Source organism: Chloracidobacterium sp., assembly GCA_016716305.1.
GTDB lineage: Bacteria > Acidobacteriota > Blastocatellia > Pyrinomonadales > Pyrinomonadaceae > OLB17.
Window position 1 is genome coordinate 78,355 of sequence record JADJWP010000001.1, and the last position, 17,004, is coordinate 95,358.

Consider the following 17,004-nt stretch of genomic DNA (forward strand, 5'->3'; position numbering starts at 1 on the left):
GAGGTCCAAAGATCTCTCGACCTTCTTTCCGTTCTTTCCTCTGTCTCGTTGGTGCACTTTGTGGTTAAATTTCCCTGATGTCTGAAACGCAAAAAACTGCCGACCCGTGCGTGATGGTGATCTTTGGAGCCACAGGCGACCTCACGAAACGCAAGCTTTTCCCTGCCCTTTACAATCTCGCAAAAGACGGCCATATGCCGGACAACTTTGCGATCGTCGGCGTCGGCCGCCAGGAAATGCTCTCTGAGGATTTCAGGACGGCGATGGTCGAGAACCTAAAAGAGTTTGCCGGTTCACGCGGCGACGACGGTCAGATAGAGTGGTTCTGCTCGCGAACGTATTACACCGGCGGCGATTTCAACGACGACAAGAAGCTCTTTGCAGACATTAAAGATATGCTTCGCGACGTTTGTGCATCGCATGAGATACCTGAGAATTTCTTTTATTACATGGCGATCCCGCCGTCGATGTTCGCGAACGTCGCTCAAAAGATAGTGAAGAACGGCCTGGGTAAGGAAGAGAACGGAAACTGGCGGCGGTTCATTTTCGAAAAACCCTTTGGCCGCGATCTGGAATCGGCGCGCAAACTTAATTCCGACCTGCTAAAGATACTGAAAGAGAAACAGATCTATCGCATCGATCATTATCTTGGCAAAGAAACGGTCCAAAACCTGTTGGTGTTTCGCTTCGGCAACAGCATTTTCGAACCGATCTGGAGCCGCAACTACATCGACCACGTTCAGATCACCGTTGCTGAGACACTTGGTGTCGAGGGCCGCGGTGGATATTACGAAACCGCCGGAGCACTCCGGGATATGATCCCGAACCATATTTTCCAGTTACTGACGCTCACTGCGATGGAACCTCCGGTCTCATTCGATGCCGATTCTGTTCGCGATGAACAAGCCAAGATCCTGCAGGCCTTGAAGTTCTTTACGGCTGAGGATGCACTTCAGTTCGCGGTTCGCGGGCAGTATGGCGATGGAGTCATCGATGGCAAGGCGGCTCCGGAATATCGAAAGGAAGAAAGCGTAAGACCTGATTCGACGGTCGAGACATTCGCAGCCCTGAAACTTTCGATCGATAACTGGCGTTGGGCCGACGTCCCTTTCTACGTCAGGACCGGAAAGCGGATGGCGACCCGACATTCGAGTATCGTCATCCAATTCAAAAAGGCACCGTTCGTACTTTTCCGAGACACGCCGATCGAACGCCTGACCACGAACCGCATCGAGATACATATCCAGCCCGACGAAGGCATCACACTCCACTTTGGTGCGAAGATACCTGGCCCAATCGTCAAAATGGGCTCGGTCGATATGGATTTCAACTACGTGGATCATTTCGGCGAGCAGATATCCACGGGCTACGAAAGATTGCTTTTCGATTGCATGATCGGCGATGCCACGCTGTTCCAACGAGCGGACATGGTCGAATCGAGTTGGGGCATCGTCACACCGATCCTCGACGTTTGGTCAGCCATACCGCCCAGAGACTTTCCGAACTATGGATCGGGAACATGGGGTCCGGCGGATTCTGAATTGTTGCTGCAAAAGGACGGAAGGGCCTGGAAAAATACCGTACATTTACCGTCGTCCGCAAACGAGCTATGACCCGGCCCGAGATAACAATTTTCAATGATCGCTACAGCCTGTTTGCGTCGGCAGCCGACCGGTTCATTGATATCGGAGCTCGAGCGATCCGCGAACGAAGTCGGTTCATCGTCGTTCTCTCAGGCGGTTCGACGCCCGAGTCGCTTTATTCACTTTTGGCGACCGAAGCATATCGAAACCGCATAGCTTGGGAAAGCGTCGTATTTCTATTCGGCGATGAGCGGAACGTGCAAAGCGACGACGAGCGAAGCAATTTCCGTTTTGCGAACAGGACGCTTTTTGGACCGCTGGCGATCCCGCCAGGGAATATTCATCGGTGGATGACCGAGTTGGCTGATCCAGTCGAAACAGCGGATAGGTACGACCGCTTGCTAATCGATCTGAAAGATCCTGTCGATCTGTGTCTGCTGGGAATTGGCGAAGACGGTCACACCGCATCGTTATTTCCGGATACCGCGGCAATCAATGAATGCGATCGTCTCGCCGTTTCGAATTGGGTGCCGCAGCTCGGAGAGATCCGCTTCACGATGACGTTCCCGGCGATAAATGCATCGAGCGAGATTCTCTTTGTTGTCTCGGGTGCGAGCAAAGCCAAGGCTGTAATGAAAGCGATAGCTGGCCCACCGGACGCCATTACATGCCCCGCGAGCGGCGTCCGGCCGATAAGCGGCAGCCTCACCTGGCTTCTGGATGAAGAAGCGGGATCGCTTGTGTCCGGACGATAGATTTGCATTTCGAAACCCGGCAACTTACCATTCTTTCCAGCACCCGTATGGAGATCGAAATAGCCGTTGGTCTTGCGATCCTGATCGCTTTGGTTTTTGTAGCGACGGTCGACATGGCCTTTTCAAACCTTTCTGATCTCGGATTACGAAGGCTTTCGGCCGAATCCGAAGAGACCGCCCGGCCCGCCTCGGCCGCATTTCTTCGTGAGATACTCGAGAATCGAAATCGATTCAAATTCGTACTTTCATCGACCATTCAAACGCTGCTTATCTCATTTACGGTCTTGGTGAGTATCGGGATCCTGGAATTCACGCAGGACGTCACTCGCGTTCTGATCTTCGGTCTGCTGATCGCTCTTGCTTCAACGGTAATATTCCGACAGTTGATACCTCGTTTGCTGATACGCACGAATAACGAAAGAAAGCTTTTGTTTCTTCTACCGGCGTTGCGGCCTCTGTACGCTGTCGTTGCGTATCTGTCGACGCCGTTCGCCGTTCTTTTCAAGCCAAAGGAGGTCCAGAAGATCGATTCGTCGGTCTCGCCCGATGGTGTCGACGATAAATCCGAAGACGCTGCGGACGATTTTCAGGCCTTGATGGAGGTCGGTGAAGCTGAGGGCATAATCGAAGAGAAAGATCGCGAACTGATCGAATCGATGGTCGAATTCAGTTTAACTCGAGCGGGCGAGATCATGACTCCGCGGACAGAGATAGTTGCGATCGCTGTGGGTTCGACCATAAGGGCTGCGCGCGATCTGATAATTGACCAGAAATACTCCCGTTTGCCGGTATACAGAGACTCGATCGACAACATCGAAGGCGTGATCTACGTACGCGACCTGCTGCAAGCATGGGCACTTGCAAAGGAAGATCAGCTGATCGACGACATCCTGCGGCCCGCGTACTTTGTCCCTGAAACGAAATCAGCATCGGATCTGCTCAAGAGTATGCAGGTCGAACACGTTCAGATCGCGATCGTCATTGATGAATACGGAGGCGTTGCGGGAATCGTCAGTCTTGAGGATATTGTCGAAGAGATCGTCGGCGAGATCGAAGACGAAGATATTGAGGAGGAAGAGATAGTTGAAATAATCGAAAGCGAAGATGGCTATTGGGACGTCCTTGGCTCGACCGAGATCGACAAGATCGAAAGGCTGTTCGAGATCGAACTCGAAAACGACGAATTTACTACCATCGCCGGAATGGTCACAAGCGAGGCAGGTTATATTCCTCGAACCGGCGAGAAACTCGAAGCTCACGGAATAGCGATCGAGGTGCTAGATGCCGACGAAAAAAGAATTCACCGATTGCGGCTCACGCGTATTCAAAACGACGAAATGATCGAAAAGACCGACGCAGCACAGGATGAATGATCAGGCTCGTCGGCCCAAGCCTTGGTACTGTGGGCATCCGGCAAACAGGTGATATACTGTTGTAAACATTGGAGGTAAGAAAATATGTCAATAAGACTTGGTGACGAAGCACCAGATTTTACGGCGGAAACAACCCAGGGAACCGTAAATTTTCACGAATGGCTTGGCGATAGCTGGGGAGTGCTGTTCTCGCATCCGAAGGATTATACACCTGTCTGCACGACCGAACTCGGCATGGCCGCAAGACTAAAACCGGAGTTCGATAAGCGTAACGTGAAGGTCATCGGCTTAAGCGTCGATCCGCTTGAATCGCACCTCGACTGGGAAAAGGACATCGAAGAGACACAGGGCACAGCCGTCAATTTCCCGATGATCGCCGACAGCGACCGAAAGGTGTCGGATCTTTACGACATGATCCATCCGAATGCCAACGACACTCTTACGGTTCGATCGGTTTTCGTCATCGGCCCTGATAAAAAGGTCAAACTCATGCTGACCTATCCTGCAAGTACAGGCCGAAACTTCGACGAACTCCTTAGGGTCATCGATTCGCTTCAGCTTACTGCAAATTACAGTGTTGCCACACCGGTGAACTGGAAGGACGGCGACGACTGTATCATCAGTACGACCGTGACCAACGAACAGGCGAAAGAGAAATTCCCAGCCGGTTGGAAAGAGATCAAACCGTATCTTCGCGTAACACCGCAGCCGAACAGAGTTAAAGGCGAAGGCCATACCGCGTAGCGGACCAAGAGGAATTGGATTCAGCCCGTGCAGAAGTGCGGGCTTTCTTTTCGACTTACAATGAAGCTAAGTGCAACGGTCGGCAATGAATCGATTCAGGTCGAAGTGCGACGTGAGGGTGAGCGTGTTTTTGCTCGTGTTGACGACCGCGAATACGAACTCGAGGTGTCGGCGCCAGAGACGAATGTTTATTTGATGAGACACGCGGGACGCGTTCATGAATTTTTCGTTGCACCGAACACGCAGGGCATTGAAGTGTCCAGGGTCTCATCAGGTACAGCGACTTTTGAAGTCTCGATAACTGACCCGAAACGGCTTCGCGGATCGGCGATCGCAGGGGCGAGTACCGACGGCGTGGCGGAGCTTAGAACGGCGATGCCTGGAAAGGTTGTCCGGATCATCATGGATGTCGGGGCTAATGTTGATAGCGGTGATGCGGTGATGGTCGTAGAAGCGATGAAAATGCAGAACGATCTAAAGGCACCTAGGCCAGGAGTGATCAAAGAGATCCGGGTAGTTGAAGGACAAACAGTTTCGGCCGGCGATGTACTCGCGGTGATCGGATAACGTCAGAGCTTTGCTCCGCAGTATTTGCAGTGGATCGCATCGATGTCGTGTGGCTCGGCGTGACATTCCGGACAGACGTGCGTCGACGCCGACTTCGCAGCCTTGATCAATTCACCCGTTACGATGCCCGTTGGTACAGCAATGATCCCGTACCCCATTATCATCACACAAGATGCCAGAAACTTGCCTAACCCCGTCTTCGGCGAAAGGTCGCCGTACCCGACTGTCGTCAAAGTTACGATAGCCCAATAGACGCTGGTCGGAATATCTGTAAAGCCGTTTTCTTCGCCTTCTACGACGTACATCAAAGATCCAACAACGGTCACGATCGTGAGTATCGCGACGAGAAACACGCTGATCTTACGTTTACTGCCCTGTAACGCTGTGATGATGACACGGCTTTCTGAGATATAAGACGAGAGTTTCAGAATGCGGAAAATACGCAAAAGCCTCAGTATCCGAATAGACAGCAAATACTGTGTGCCGGGAAACACCAGGCTGAGGTATGTCGGCAAAATCGCGAGCAGGTCGACCAGCCCATAAAAACTGAAAACGTACCGCCATGGCCGCCGGACCGAGACGAGCCTAAGAACATACTCGATCGTAAAAAGAACGGTAAAGGCCCATTCGGCCGCATACAGTTCCGGTCCGTAGACTTCCCTTACCGAGCGAACGCTTTCGAGAAAAACGGCTGCAACGCTCAACAGGATCAGAACGATAAGCGAAATATCAAAAAGCTTTCCCGGCCTTGTCTCCGCTTCGAAAACAACCTCGTAGACCCTTTGACGCCAGCCGGACTCAGCCGGTTCTTTGAATTCCTTTGGCACGAAGCTATTTAACAATACTTTTCGATAAAAAGCACCGCAGTTGCTATTTGGAGCCGAGGTTGACTTCAAATGTTCGGTGCGGAATCGCTGGCGATACGGCGGATCGGCTTACGCAGACCCTCCATCAGTTCGTCAAAGTCATCGAAGGTTAACGACTGCTCGCCGTCCGACATTGCATTTTCAGGTTTGGGATGCACTTCGACAATGACACCGTCAGCTCCGACAGCGATCGCCGCTTTCGCGCATACGCCGATGATGCTTCGTCTGCCTGTGGCGTGCGACGGATCCACGATCACCGGCAAATGCGAAAGTTCCTTTACCAACGCTACCGCCGCAATATCCAACGTGTTCCGGAGGCTGCTATCAAAGCTCCTGATCCCGCGTTCACATAGAACGACTTGCTCATTTCCACCGTGGAGCAGATACTCAGCAGCTGCCAGCCATTCCTTGACCGTAGCTGCGGGCCCGCGTTTTAGCAAGATCGGCGTGCTTAGCTTTGAGAGTTTACGTAACAGTGCGAAGTTTTGCATATTTCGCGCCCCGACCTGGATCATATCGGCAAACTTAGCAACGACCGAAATGTCGTCCTCGCTCATCACCTCGGTCACGACCGGCATACCGACGGCGTCCCCGGCTTCGCGAAGCAGTTCGAGGCCTCGTATACCGAGTCCCTGGAAATCATGTGGTGATGTCCTCGGTTTGAATGCCCCGCCTCGGAGCATTTTCGCGCCCGAACGCCTGACTGCGCGAGCGGTCGCCATTATCTGTTCCTGACTTTCGACCGAACAGGGGCCCGCAATAACGACCGCTTCATCACCGCCGATCGCCACCTCTTTCACCCAAACGACGGCCTTCCGATCGGCACGGTGCGACGATGAATCGATTCCCGTTTCCTGTTGGTTATCCGCTGAAACGCTTTCCCTCGAACTCCATGTATCCAACATAGTTATCTTCCTTTGTTAATTCGTATTGCTTGACAATAAATGGAACGTTGTATGGTTCTCCTTAGCGTTCGAGATGTTCTCGCAAAGTACTTCGGCTCCGTAGATCTCCGCCGCGCGACGGCTCCCGATAGCCGCGCGGCCGTCGCGTCTGGATCGTACTGCGGCACGCATACACGATGCCGTATCTTTGCCCGTGATCTGAGCTATCTGAGGAAATTGAGAAAAGAAGTCGCTGCATTGCCTCAGCGCTTCGACATGAGAACTTACATAACGGACGTTCGCGAACTCCATGCCTACCGCGGCCGCCAGAACGTGATCTATGGTCAGGACGATCTCCGACATCTTTTTCAGACCGAATTTACGGATAAGTTGAGTCACGATCGAGATCTCGCCGACGATCTGGTTGCGGACAGGGACGACCAGGCGGTCGGCGTCACCGCTCGTTATTGCGGAAAATGCTGAATCAAAGTCGGAACACTCGACCAGCGAGAATTCGCTTTCGAAAAACCCAGCCGCGGCCTCTTCGCTATACGAGCCCTTTATTCCCTGTATTGCGACGCGTGGTATCATGCGGCCTCTGCAATCTTCGTCGCGGCAAAGATGTCTCGTTGAATCGTTCGGGATTCTTCGAGAATTACGCGAAAGATCCTGATCGCAGCCTCGTCGCAAAGATCGCCCGGGTTTTGTTCGATTATGCGTTGCGTTACGTAAATCTCGCGTTGATGATCGGCAACCGGTATCCCGGCTTGACGCTTTAGCAACCCGATCTCTTTGACTATCGCAGCCCGGCGGTTCAAAAGGCCAAGCAACTGAACGTCGATACTGTCGATCGCATCACGGCATTCATGTAGTTTCATTTTGCTTTCCCACTGAAATAAAAAAGCCGTGAACCTGATGATGTTCACGGCTTCGTTTTGGTTTTTGTAAAGAAACTTATCTCACATCCGACCAAATCTCAGCCGCGTCACTGAAAAAGTAAAAGCTGCTAAAATTTGTTGGATAGACGTTCATTGATCTGATTATGATCTTCCGGTTTCTATAATACTAGCCGATAGATGTGAAGCTGTCAATATCCTCTCATTCGGTTATTTGTTTGATCAATCGATCAAGCTCGGCCGCCGCATCCTCTATCGTCTTCCGGGTCGCATTGAACCAGGCGTCATCACGCGTCTCATTCTCGCGTTCGACTCCAAGCGCCCGTCGGGTTTCGGATGGAGCCGGGCCGCCGTAGATCGTTCTAATGTTAACGAAATTCTCCGGCGAGATGGCTGCTGTCAGCTCGTCTTCAGTAAGCGACAAGTCGTGTCCGAGCACCGCGTCCGCAGCTTCTTGCATGATCTCGTAAGTGACGCCCGTCCCTGCTTCGATCGCCGCTCGTACCGATCTTCCGACGATGTCGTGCGACACGCTAAAGGGGAGATTCTCTGTTCTGACGATCGTATCGGCCAGTTCCGTGACAGCAATGAAATTCTCAGCCGAGCGCTTTCGCAAACTCTCGAGATTAAATGTTGCGGACCTTAACGTGTGAGCGAACAAACTCACTGAACGATTTGCGTCGCGGATGGCCGAATAGATCAGCGGCTGAAGGTCGTCCTCAACATCATTTATGTCACCAAAAGGAGTATTGTGAACGGCGGTGATCACACCCATCGATTGACCGAGCGCCTTGCTCCCGATCGCCCGAATATGCTCGAGAGCAACGGGATTACGCTTTTGCGGCATTATCGATGATCCCTGCACGTAGCCATCCGGGAGCCGGATCGCGTTGAACTCGACCATCGCCATGAGCATGAATTCCTGTGCGAATTTGCCGATGTTGACAAGCATCGTATTCACGCCGCCCAGCGTTTCGATGAAATAATCGACCGACGCGATCGAGCCGTACGAATTCACGGTTGGCTCTGAGAATCCGAGCAGCTGGGCAACACGGTGTCGATCGATCGGAAAGCCCGATGTCGTTATTGCTCCGGAACCAAGCGGGCACCGGTTCATATTCTCGAATGCCCGCTGTAGCCTTACGATGTCGCGGCCCAGATTCTCGGCCATCGCGAGCAGATAGTGAGCGAGAGTCGTCGGTTGAGCAGGCTGGGTATGGGTGTATGCGGGCATCAGCGATTCATGATGTTCGGCCGCAAGGTCGAGAAACACCTTGCGGAGATCCATCGCTGACCTTAAGAGGATCAGACAATCCTCACGCAAACGAAGCCGATAGATCGTGACATCGATATCGTTGCGGCTGCGGGCGGTATGCAGTTTCCCTGCCGTGTCTTTGTCGCAGTTTTTTGCAAGTTCCTGCTGAAGGAGGTAGAAAACATCCTCAAACGTGCCGTCATATTCTCTCGCCCGGATAGCTTGAAAATCGAGCTTGAGGAGTGCTTTCAGGATCTCGCGAAGCTCGTCCGACGATATGATCTTCTGCTCGCCGAGCATGACCGCATGAGCAAGATCGACGCGATAATATGCGTCAAGAAAATACTTTTTGGCGTCAGCAAAGCAGTCAGAAAGTACGTTGTCCTTGTAACCCTTGGCAGGAAATTTTTCGTTCATTGGTCGGTTTTGAAATTCGCTTTCGGCAGGCTGATCATGTTTGCGAACATCCGGTAAGCACCCGGTGTACCGGCTGGCAGCTGTCTGAACCAGGAGTACGAAGTATAAATGTAGTGCCCTTTGCCGAGTCGGGCGTACAGCATTCCGCCCTTTCCTTCATCTTCACCTTCGTCGTGCGACTCAAGCAAAGGCGTGTAGCGGCTGTCAAATTCGGTAAAGCAATAGAGGTTCCGCTCCTGAACCCAATTGTCCCAATCGCTGTCGACGATCTTGTTCGGATAGTTGAAAACAGGGTGGTCGGGAACGAGTATATTGACCTTTGCGTTCTCATCGGTCACACGCATGTTCGAAATGCGCTGATTGCCGCGAGTCACGCCGGTCATACTTGCCGGGAACGGCTGCAGATTATTCTGAACGTATTCGTGCTGCTGGTACTGAACGATCAGCGTGCCGCCGTTCCTGGCAAATTCCAGTATCCTGCCATTATTCGCAACAAAGTCGGGCCGGGTCTGTGACGCCCGGATCCCAACGACTATCGTGTCGAATTGCGATAGATCACCGGTCGAAAGGTCTTTTTCGCTGAGCATCGTCACGTCGGTCCCGATCCGGCGAAGAGCTTCAGGGACCTTATCGCCGCTGCCCATGATATATCCGACCTTCAGTGCGTCGACCTTCAGATCGAGAACATGTGCAGTGATAGCCGCCGGACGGAAAACGCGATGAGTCTGAATATGCGGATATGCGATCTCCTGCATCGTTTGCGAATGCCTGAGATCACCCACCGTGGCATTCGCCATTATCTTGTACGATCCGACGCGATATTTCGCAGGGATCGTAACCTGAAACGTGAATGCCGTTTTGTCGCCGTTTCTGGCAAGGTTGAAATCAGTTCGGTTCGGCGTGACCGTCCATGTCGAGGGTACATCCAACCCGGCCGAACCAGAGACCGCCGCAGGTGAATTATTCGTTACTGTAGTGACGACCTTGTAGGTCCGGGCTTCCACAGATACCGGAGCGATCAACAGGTCTGACTCTAGTCCGATGGTGACTTTGGGAACGACGTTTACAGATCGTCTGATCTCGCCTCTGATATCATCCGCATATCGGTACTGCACCTCACGGCTTATCTCGACCTCTTGCCCGCCGATCTCAATAACTGCGTTTGCGATGAGAAGGGGTCGCGCGAACGGATAGCTCTTTGCCTCTCCGGCATTCTCCCAATCGAAACTTGCTCCTTTGCGGTCGGACTGCATCCAGTACGGCTGAGTTGGGACGGCGTTATTCGGTACGCTTACCCTAAAGAACGAAGCGTTAAAGGCAGTCTCGTTTCTCGGCCGAAAGCTCGTCGAGGGCGGAAGTTTTGGTTCTTCGATACTGGCAACGGTGAATCCCGCAGGTGCCTTCACTTCCGTCTTCTTGACTACGATCGCAGAGCCCTCCGGAGCGAACACCCTGACCCCGATCTCGGCTGTACCGCCCGGATTGATCTTTTCCAAATTAGACAACGCATCAACGACCACGCCTGCCGCCATTTTGAGTGCATCGGCAAACTCTTTCTGTTTCTGCCGCAGCATCGCCTTTGAAGCGGGATTGCGGGTTGAAAGCTCCGCATCCCTGGCCTGCTTCAATCCTCTTGCCAGGATAGGTAATAGCTTTTCGGGTTGGTAGACATCATAGCTTGATAGAGCTAATTCGGCGGTGGTCTGCAGTTCTGCAAGTTGGGCCAAAAATCTTTCTTCGGAGTTGTTCGTGAGCTTTGCGATCCCCTTTATCGAGGTATCGATTCCGTCAAATACGCTCGTTTCCTTTTCGACCAGCGGAACATTCGATTCGATCAGCCGCATACCTGACGATTGCCGTCCGCGTAGTTCCAGCACGCCCATTTCCTGCGATTTGTGCTGGCTTCGGCCCTCCATCGCGATCTCGAAGTACGACCGCCCGATCAGATGGTCAAAATCACCGGTATTGAGAACAAGTGTCGGCGGGCTGTTGGGGTCCGCAACGAATCCTTGTGACCGATAGAACTTCAAAGGTCTCCATGGTTCGAGGCCTTCGCGAAAATGTTCGGGAAACTCGTTCGGATCACCCGCGGCCTTGAATGCAAGCGGCGACAAATGGCCCGCGAGTTGGTGCTGTCCGTGCCCGTCAGCGGTCGTACCAGAAAAACGCGAGATAACGACAAGCGGACGATAGAGGCGGATAGCCCTGACCATATCTCCGAGGACAAGCCTTTCGCCCCATTGTCTCGCTGCCTCGTCACGCGATTTCGAAAAACCGTAATCCATCGTTCGCGTGAAGAATTGATCGCCGCCATCGAGCCGTCTTGCCTGAAGCAATTCTTCTGTCCGAATGATTCCAAGCCCCTCAAATAGTTCCTCGCCGACGACGTTTTGACCACCGTCGCCCCGGTTTAATGAAAGGTAGGCCGTTCGGGCTGATTCCTTTCTTGCAAGGTAAGCGAGCAAGCCCGAATCTTCGTCATCCGGATGCGCCGCGGTATGCATAGCGCTGGCGGTCGTTTGCAGCCGTCGAAGCTTCTGCCCGAGGCCGGCCGCGCCCAGGTCGTAGATCGGACGAACCTGTCCATTTGCATCAACGGCCAAAGCAAGTGATAACGAAACCGCCAAAACACAAACTGTCACAACGCTAGCGAGCGTTGTATGTATCACCCGAAACAATCGAAAAACATTGCACATAATGATCAGTATCTGAGCACCCTTAGTTTGCAGGCACTTCATAGCCAGGCTCATCCGTTACGGTAAGGCTGATCAAATAGCCGGCCAGGACGGTTACCAGACAACCCACGACGTTGAACCATAGAAATTCGATCTTTGTATAGCTGCTTGCGATCCAGACCGAGGCCACGCCGAACAGTAACCCAAAAAACGCTCCGCGTGCCCTTGCTCGTTTGACCGCTATCGCCAATACGAAAACACCCAAAAGCGAACCGTAAAAGAACGAGCCGAATTTGTTAACTACCTCAATAAGCGAACCGAGATTGGTGGCATAGATCGCCACGATACACGCGAAGATGCCCCAGACAAGCGTCGCGATTCGGCCGAACGCAACATAGTGGCCGTCCAACGCGTTCGGCTTAAAATGCCTGCGATAAAAATCGATCGTCGTCGCGGTCGCAAGAGCATTTAACTCTGCGGAGATCGATGACATCGCGGCGGCAAATATCGCGGCGATTATGAGCCCGATCACGCCCATCGGCATGTTCTGAACAACGAATACGGGAAACACATAGTTTACGTCGTTAAAGGTCTTGTTACCCGTAGCTTCCTTTACGTGATCGACCGCTTTTTTCCGGGTTTCATTGAACATCCGATCTGCCGCGACGTAATTCTGACGCGTCTGGTCATTCTGGGACTCGACGAACGCCAAGGCCGCTGACTCACGCTTTGCGTGAACTTCCTCATACTGTCCGCGGATCTGCTGGTACTCGACAGTCTTCTCGACCTTCGCCTCTTCGACGGAATTGAAGATCATCGGTGGAGTTGCAAACTGGTAAAAGACGAAAACAAGCACACCGATAAGCAGGATCATGAACTGCATCGGTATCTTAAGAAAGGCGCTCATCAAAAGCGAGGTCCTGCCTTCGCTCACCGATTTAGCGGTAAGGAACCGCTGCACCTGGCTCTGGTCGCAGCCGAAGTATGACAGAAACAAGAAAAGTGCCGCTATTACACCGGACCAGATCGTATATTTTTCTGTGAGGTCGAAGCTCGTGTTGACCGTCTCAAGTTTGCCGACCGATCCCGCAAGATAAAGACCGTCGATAAGGGAAACGCTCGGGGGAAACTGGGAAACAATGACCATTAGTACAACGAACAACCCAACAAATATGATCACCATTTGTTTGACGTCGGTCCAGGTCACCGCCTGAACACCGCCAACCATTGTGTAGATCGTGGTCGAAAGGCCGATAAGAAATATCGTTGCGATCTCGCTCCATCCGAGCACTATCGAAAGTATGACCGACGGTGCTGCAATGATCACGCCGACGCCAAGCCCGCGTGATAGAAGGAAAAAGAAACTCGTCAAACTCCGCGTTTTTGCATCGAAGCGGCGTTCAAGATATTCGTAAGCCGTATAGACCTTCGCACGGTAAAAGAAAGGAACCGCCGTCACACAAAGGATCACCATCGCCAGCGGAAGTCCGTAGTAGAACTGAAGGAACCGCATGCCGTCGGAATAGGCCTGCCCGGTTGTACCGACGAGGGTGATGGCCGACAGTTGCGTGGCCATGACCGAAAGGCCGACCGCCCACCAGGGCAGGCTCCGGCTGGCGAGGAAATAGCCTTCGACGTTCCCGCTGTTCTTCGTCATTCGGATCCCATCCCAAATGACGTAAACGAGATATCCGACAACGATCGCCCAATCGAGAAACTTCATTTTGCCTTAACTCGAAAAGTGGTTTGAGAATGCCCAGAGGAGAAGGATGACGACGATGGTCGTAAAAATAACGGCCGTGTACACTTTGTGCCACCAGGCATCCGGCAGCTCTTCCACGGGCTCGTTGATCTTAGTTTCGTGTGATCCCATCATGTAAAAAGTGATTACGTCTGCCGGCTCGTGAACCTTGAATATAAAGCTCACGTGCCGACAGAAATAAACCGATCAGGACTAAAAGATGAACTTGAAACCGATCTGGAACTGCCTGCTGTCGAGCGACGTCACAGGTCGGTTCTGCGGGGTCGGCAGCGCCTGAGTCGGGTTGCCCAGCGCGTCAGTCGTTACAGTCAAACTGTTTATTTGAAAGACGCTGTTTATGTTAAAGACATTCAAAAACTCGCCGAACGCTTCGAGGCGAAAGCGTTCCGAGAAGTTGAAGAACCTTGAGTACCGAAAATCAACGTTGAACTGATTCGGCGTCACACCAGAATTTCTCCCGATACCGACCGGATTGTCGGAACCGAGAAATCCGTCAAGATTCACATCAGTCGCAGTTGTGATATTGAACCGCTCACCGCTATTTGCCGTAGCGATGATCCCGAACTGGTTATTATTCACAAGATACCGAACGGTCTTGTTCTCGAAATTGAACTGCGGTCGGCCGACAAAGCTCATGACGAATGTGTGCCGCTGATCGGCAAGCGACGGCCCAAAATCCCGCGACCGGTCGGTCGGGTCCTGCGTTACAAGATTGCCGATCTGGGTCGCAACCAGGTTCTGCTCGGGTGCGTCATCTTCTGATTTCGAAAGAGTATAATTTGCGCTAAATTGAAAGCCCGCAGAAAACCGCTTGTTCAATTGCAGCGTAAGGGCGTTGTAGGTCGAATTACCGACCGATTCAGCCATCAGGATGTTGTTGAACCGCGGATCGAGTCGTGTTGTCGCGTTGACCGTATTGCTGAAGATCGGTCGGCCATCCGCCAGTGTCCCGGTCGGATTTATCCGGTTGATGTTGCGGTACAGCGGTATATGTCTGCCGCCAGAGCGGATGAAACCGACCGTAAATGAGAGGTCTTCGGTCAACGCCTGTTCGAGCTGTGCATTGAAGTGCATCGCGTACATATTCTCGAAATCGGGCGATATCGTTTCAATGCTCTGTTGAGGCAAGACCGATCCGGGCGGCAGACTGCCCAGTGTTGACGGGAATGCCGGTGAACCAGCTGTTGCCGGTGCAAAGGTGAAGTTGAACAGCCGCGGACTGCCATTATTCAACAAAGCACGCTGATAGAAATCAAGATAGACGGTATCAAAATATATACCCGCGCTAGCCCTGATCACTGTCGGGCGGTCACCGTCGCGCAATGCATAGACCATTCCCAGGCGCGGAGCAAAATTGTTCTTGTCGACCTTGAAGCTCTGCGAGGCTGAGAACGGCGAATCGCTGAACGCCTCGGGGATATTGTAGATATCGTACCGAAGCCCGTAGTTGAGCTTCAGCTTTCGAGTTACCTTCCAATCGTCCTGAGCAAAGAAATTCCAAAACGTCGACTGATAATCGATCCCGGGCTCTCCGAACGCTTCAACGTAGTTCGTATAACATCGGGTCGCCCCACTCGGGCAGGTAGCACCGGTCTGAACGATTCCGGTCTGCGCCGATACATAGGCCGCGATCGACGGAAACGTGTAGCGGGCAAACTGATTCGATCGTCGTGTGTCGTCGATCCGATTCATTCCGCCGCCAAATTTCATCACATGATCGCCACGCGTCCACGTGAGATTGTTTTGAAATTGATTCGTGGTTTGAAGCGGAGCGATCGTGTCGTCATTTTCTGGAGCTCCGAAATTGGCTACGCCTGTGATCACGAGGCTAATGCCGGAAGCTGAATTTTCGTTAGCGATATTTCGCGAATCACGCTTCGCGTACTGATATCGGAATTCGTTAAGGATCTCAGAGTTGATTATCGAAGCGAGTTGGACTCCGACCGAATATGACTTGTCGTCAAATGTAATGCTCCGCTCAAGCGTGTTGAGGCCGCCGGCAATGTTATTCGGCGAGACGTTCTTAAAGTAATTGAATCTGCCTGATAGCCGATTGTTTTCGTTCAACTGTGCGTCCGTCCGAAAAATGAAGAAATTCACCTTTTGCGAAGCCGGGATCGCTGTAGGAAACGCACCTGCCGGCACTCCGGCAGCGATCAAAGCCGCTTTGTTCGCATCTGATATCGTGATAACGCGTTGCGGTTCGCCTGCCAGATCGCGTTCGACCCATTCATACCCTCCGTAAAAATGCCATCGATCTTTGATGAACGGCCCGCCGATGGCTCCCGTAATGTTGTCGACCTTCGTTTCAGGCTTTTGTGACGTCGGCGAAGTGTTGAACGGACGGGATGACATTGCCGTCCTGCGGAAACGATAACTCGCAGACCCGTGAAGGCCGTTCGTGCCCGACGGCGTAACAGCGTTCATGATCAAGCCGGGTGTATTGCCGAACTCCGCCGAAAAACCATTGGTCACAAGCTGGACCTCACTGACGAACGTATCCGAGATCGGCATCAATCGAATGCCGCCGCGGTCTGCCTGCGTATTGTTATTACCGTCAAGCTGATAATTTGTGCGACGTGTGTAGCCGTTCGCGTTGATACGCGGAACGCCGAACTCGACATTCGGCCGGCCCGTTACATTCGCCTGAAGAAGTGCATAGTTATATGGATTTCGTGAAACCAGCGGAAGATTCTGGACCTCGCGTGCGTTCATAACGCGGCCGACATCGATCTTGCCGGGGTCAGCGATCGGGGCGTCCGACGTGATCGTCACGGTCTCCTCCAAGCCGCCGGCCTCAAGAGCCGCGTTGACGGTCGCCGTCGAGCCCGTCGTCAACGTAACGCCCTCACGGATGAGACGCTTGAAATTCTGAGCCTCGATCGTCACGCGATAAGTTCCAAGTGGAAGGAGAGGCGCCCGATAGCCACCGCCGGCGTCAGTTGTCAAAGTTCGCTCGGAACCGGTTTCGATATTACGGATCGTCACCGTTGCATTCGGAACCGCAGCTCCGTTGGCATCTGTAACGATCCCCTCTATCTGGCCGTTGATCGCTTGCGATTGACCGGCGATCTCAACTGACCCCAAAAGAAAAGCTGCCGCGGCGACGACGATCATCGCGGCGAAGCGGCTCATGGTCATTGTTCTGCGCATTTTTATTTTCTCCTTCGCACTGAATTATTGCGTTTCGTAAAACACGACTTTAGCACTCTCGAAAAGCGACCTCT

General features: G+C 52.7%; 13 protein-coding genes. 5 read left to right on the plus strand and 8 right to left on the minus strand.

Annotated elements, in window-relative coordinates; all coding sequences use genetic code 11:
* The first annotated feature begins 77 nt into the window (after nucleotides 1-77).
* From zwf to IPM28_00350, 5 genes are all read left to right on the plus strand, one after another.
* Nucleotides 78-1,613: a glucose-6-phosphate dehydrogenase gene (gene zwf / locus IPM28_00330; protein MBK9171443.1), complete on the plus strand. Its 1,536-nt coding sequence runs from the start codon at nucleotides 78-80 to the stop codon at nucleotides 1,611-1,613.
* Nucleotides 1,610-2,338 (plus strand): 6-phosphogluconolactonase, encoded by a 729-nt coding sequence (pgl, locus tag IPM28_00335; protein MBK9171444.1) that lies wholly within the window; start codon nucleotides 1,610-1,612, stop codon nucleotides 2,336-2,338. Before zwf ends, pgl begins: the two co-directional genes overlap by 4 nt.
* 47 nt (nucleotides 2,339-2,385) lie before the next feature.
* Entirely contained in the window at nucleotides 2,386-3,711 is a 1,326-nt protein-coding gene (locus IPM28_00340; GenBank protein MBK9171445.1) for an HlyC/CorC family transporter, read from the plus strand.
* 84 nt (nucleotides 3,712-3,795) lie between these two features.
* Entirely contained in the window at nucleotides 3,796-4,455 is a 660-nt protein-coding gene (locus IPM28_00345) for a peroxiredoxin (protein ID MBK9171446.1), read from the plus strand.
* Between the two features lie 60 nt (nucleotides 4,456-4,515).
* A complete protein-coding gene (locus IPM28_00350; GenBank protein MBK9171447.1) occupies nucleotides 4,516-5,022 on the plus strand; it encodes an acetyl-CoA carboxylase biotin carboxyl carrier protein subunit in 507 nt (168 codons plus the stop codon).
* A 2-nt stretch (nucleotides 5,023-5,024) separates the two neighbouring features.
* On the opposite strand, the gene IPM28_00355 is transcribed toward IPM28_00350, so the two are convergent.
* The 8 genes from IPM28_00355 to IPM28_00390 all read right to left on the minus strand — a co-directional run bounded on the left by IPM28_00355 (nucleotide 5,025) and on the right by IPM28_00390 (nucleotide 16,930).
* The gene (locus tag IPM28_00355) at nucleotides 5,025-5,864 is read right to left on the minus strand and encodes an ion transporter (GenBank protein MBK9171448.1); all 840 of its coding nucleotides are present in this window, start codon (nucleotides 5,862-5,864) and stop codon (nucleotides 5,025-5,027) included.
* A 50-nt stretch (nucleotides 5,865-5,914) separates the two neighbouring features.
* On the minus strand, nucleotides 5,915-6,793 hold the full coding sequence (gene aroF / locus IPM28_00360; GenBank protein ID MBK9171449.1) for a 3-deoxy-7-phosphoheptulonate synthase: 879 nt from the start codon (nucleotides 6,791-6,793) through the stop codon (nucleotides 5,915-5,917).
* Between the two features lie 15 nt (nucleotides 6,794-6,808).
* Entirely contained in the window at nucleotides 6,809-7,363 is a 555-nt protein-coding gene (locus IPM28_00365) for a hypothetical protein (protein ID MBK9171450.1), read from the minus strand.
* On the minus strand, nucleotides 7,360-7,650 hold the full coding sequence (locus IPM28_00370; GenBank protein MBK9171451.1) for a chorismate mutase: 291 nt from the start codon (nucleotides 7,648-7,650) through the stop codon (nucleotides 7,360-7,362). The genes IPM28_00365 and IPM28_00370 overlap by 4 nt, the downstream gene beginning before the upstream one ends.
* Before the next feature lie 220 nt (nucleotides 7,651-7,870).
* The gene (gene argH, locus IPM28_00375) at nucleotides 7,871-9,340 is read right to left on the minus strand and encodes an argininosuccinate lyase (GenBank protein MBK9171452.1); all 1,470 of its coding nucleotides are present in this window, start codon (nucleotides 9,338-9,340) and stop codon (nucleotides 7,871-7,873) included.
* Nucleotides 9,337-12,078, minus strand: coding sequence for a PIG-L family deacetylase (locus IPM28_00380; protein ID MBK9171453.1), 2,742 nt, complete (start codon nucleotides 12,076-12,078; stop codon nucleotides 9,337-9,339). Before IPM28_00380 ends, argH begins: the two co-directional genes overlap by 4 nt.
* On the minus strand, nucleotides 12,059-13,738 hold the full coding sequence (locus IPM28_00385) for a sodium:solute symporter (GenBank protein ID MBK9171454.1): 1,680 nt from the start codon (nucleotides 13,736-13,738) through the stop codon (nucleotides 12,059-12,061). The genes IPM28_00380 and IPM28_00385 overlap by 20 nt, the downstream gene beginning before the upstream one ends.
* Nucleotides 13,739-13,969: 231 nt before the next feature.
* Nucleotides 13,970-16,930: a TonB-dependent receptor gene (locus IPM28_00390; GenBank protein MBK9171455.1), complete on the minus strand. Its 2,961-nt coding sequence runs from the start codon at nucleotides 16,928-16,930 to the stop codon at nucleotides 13,970-13,972.
* Nucleotides 16,931-17,004: the final 74 nt, after the last annotated feature.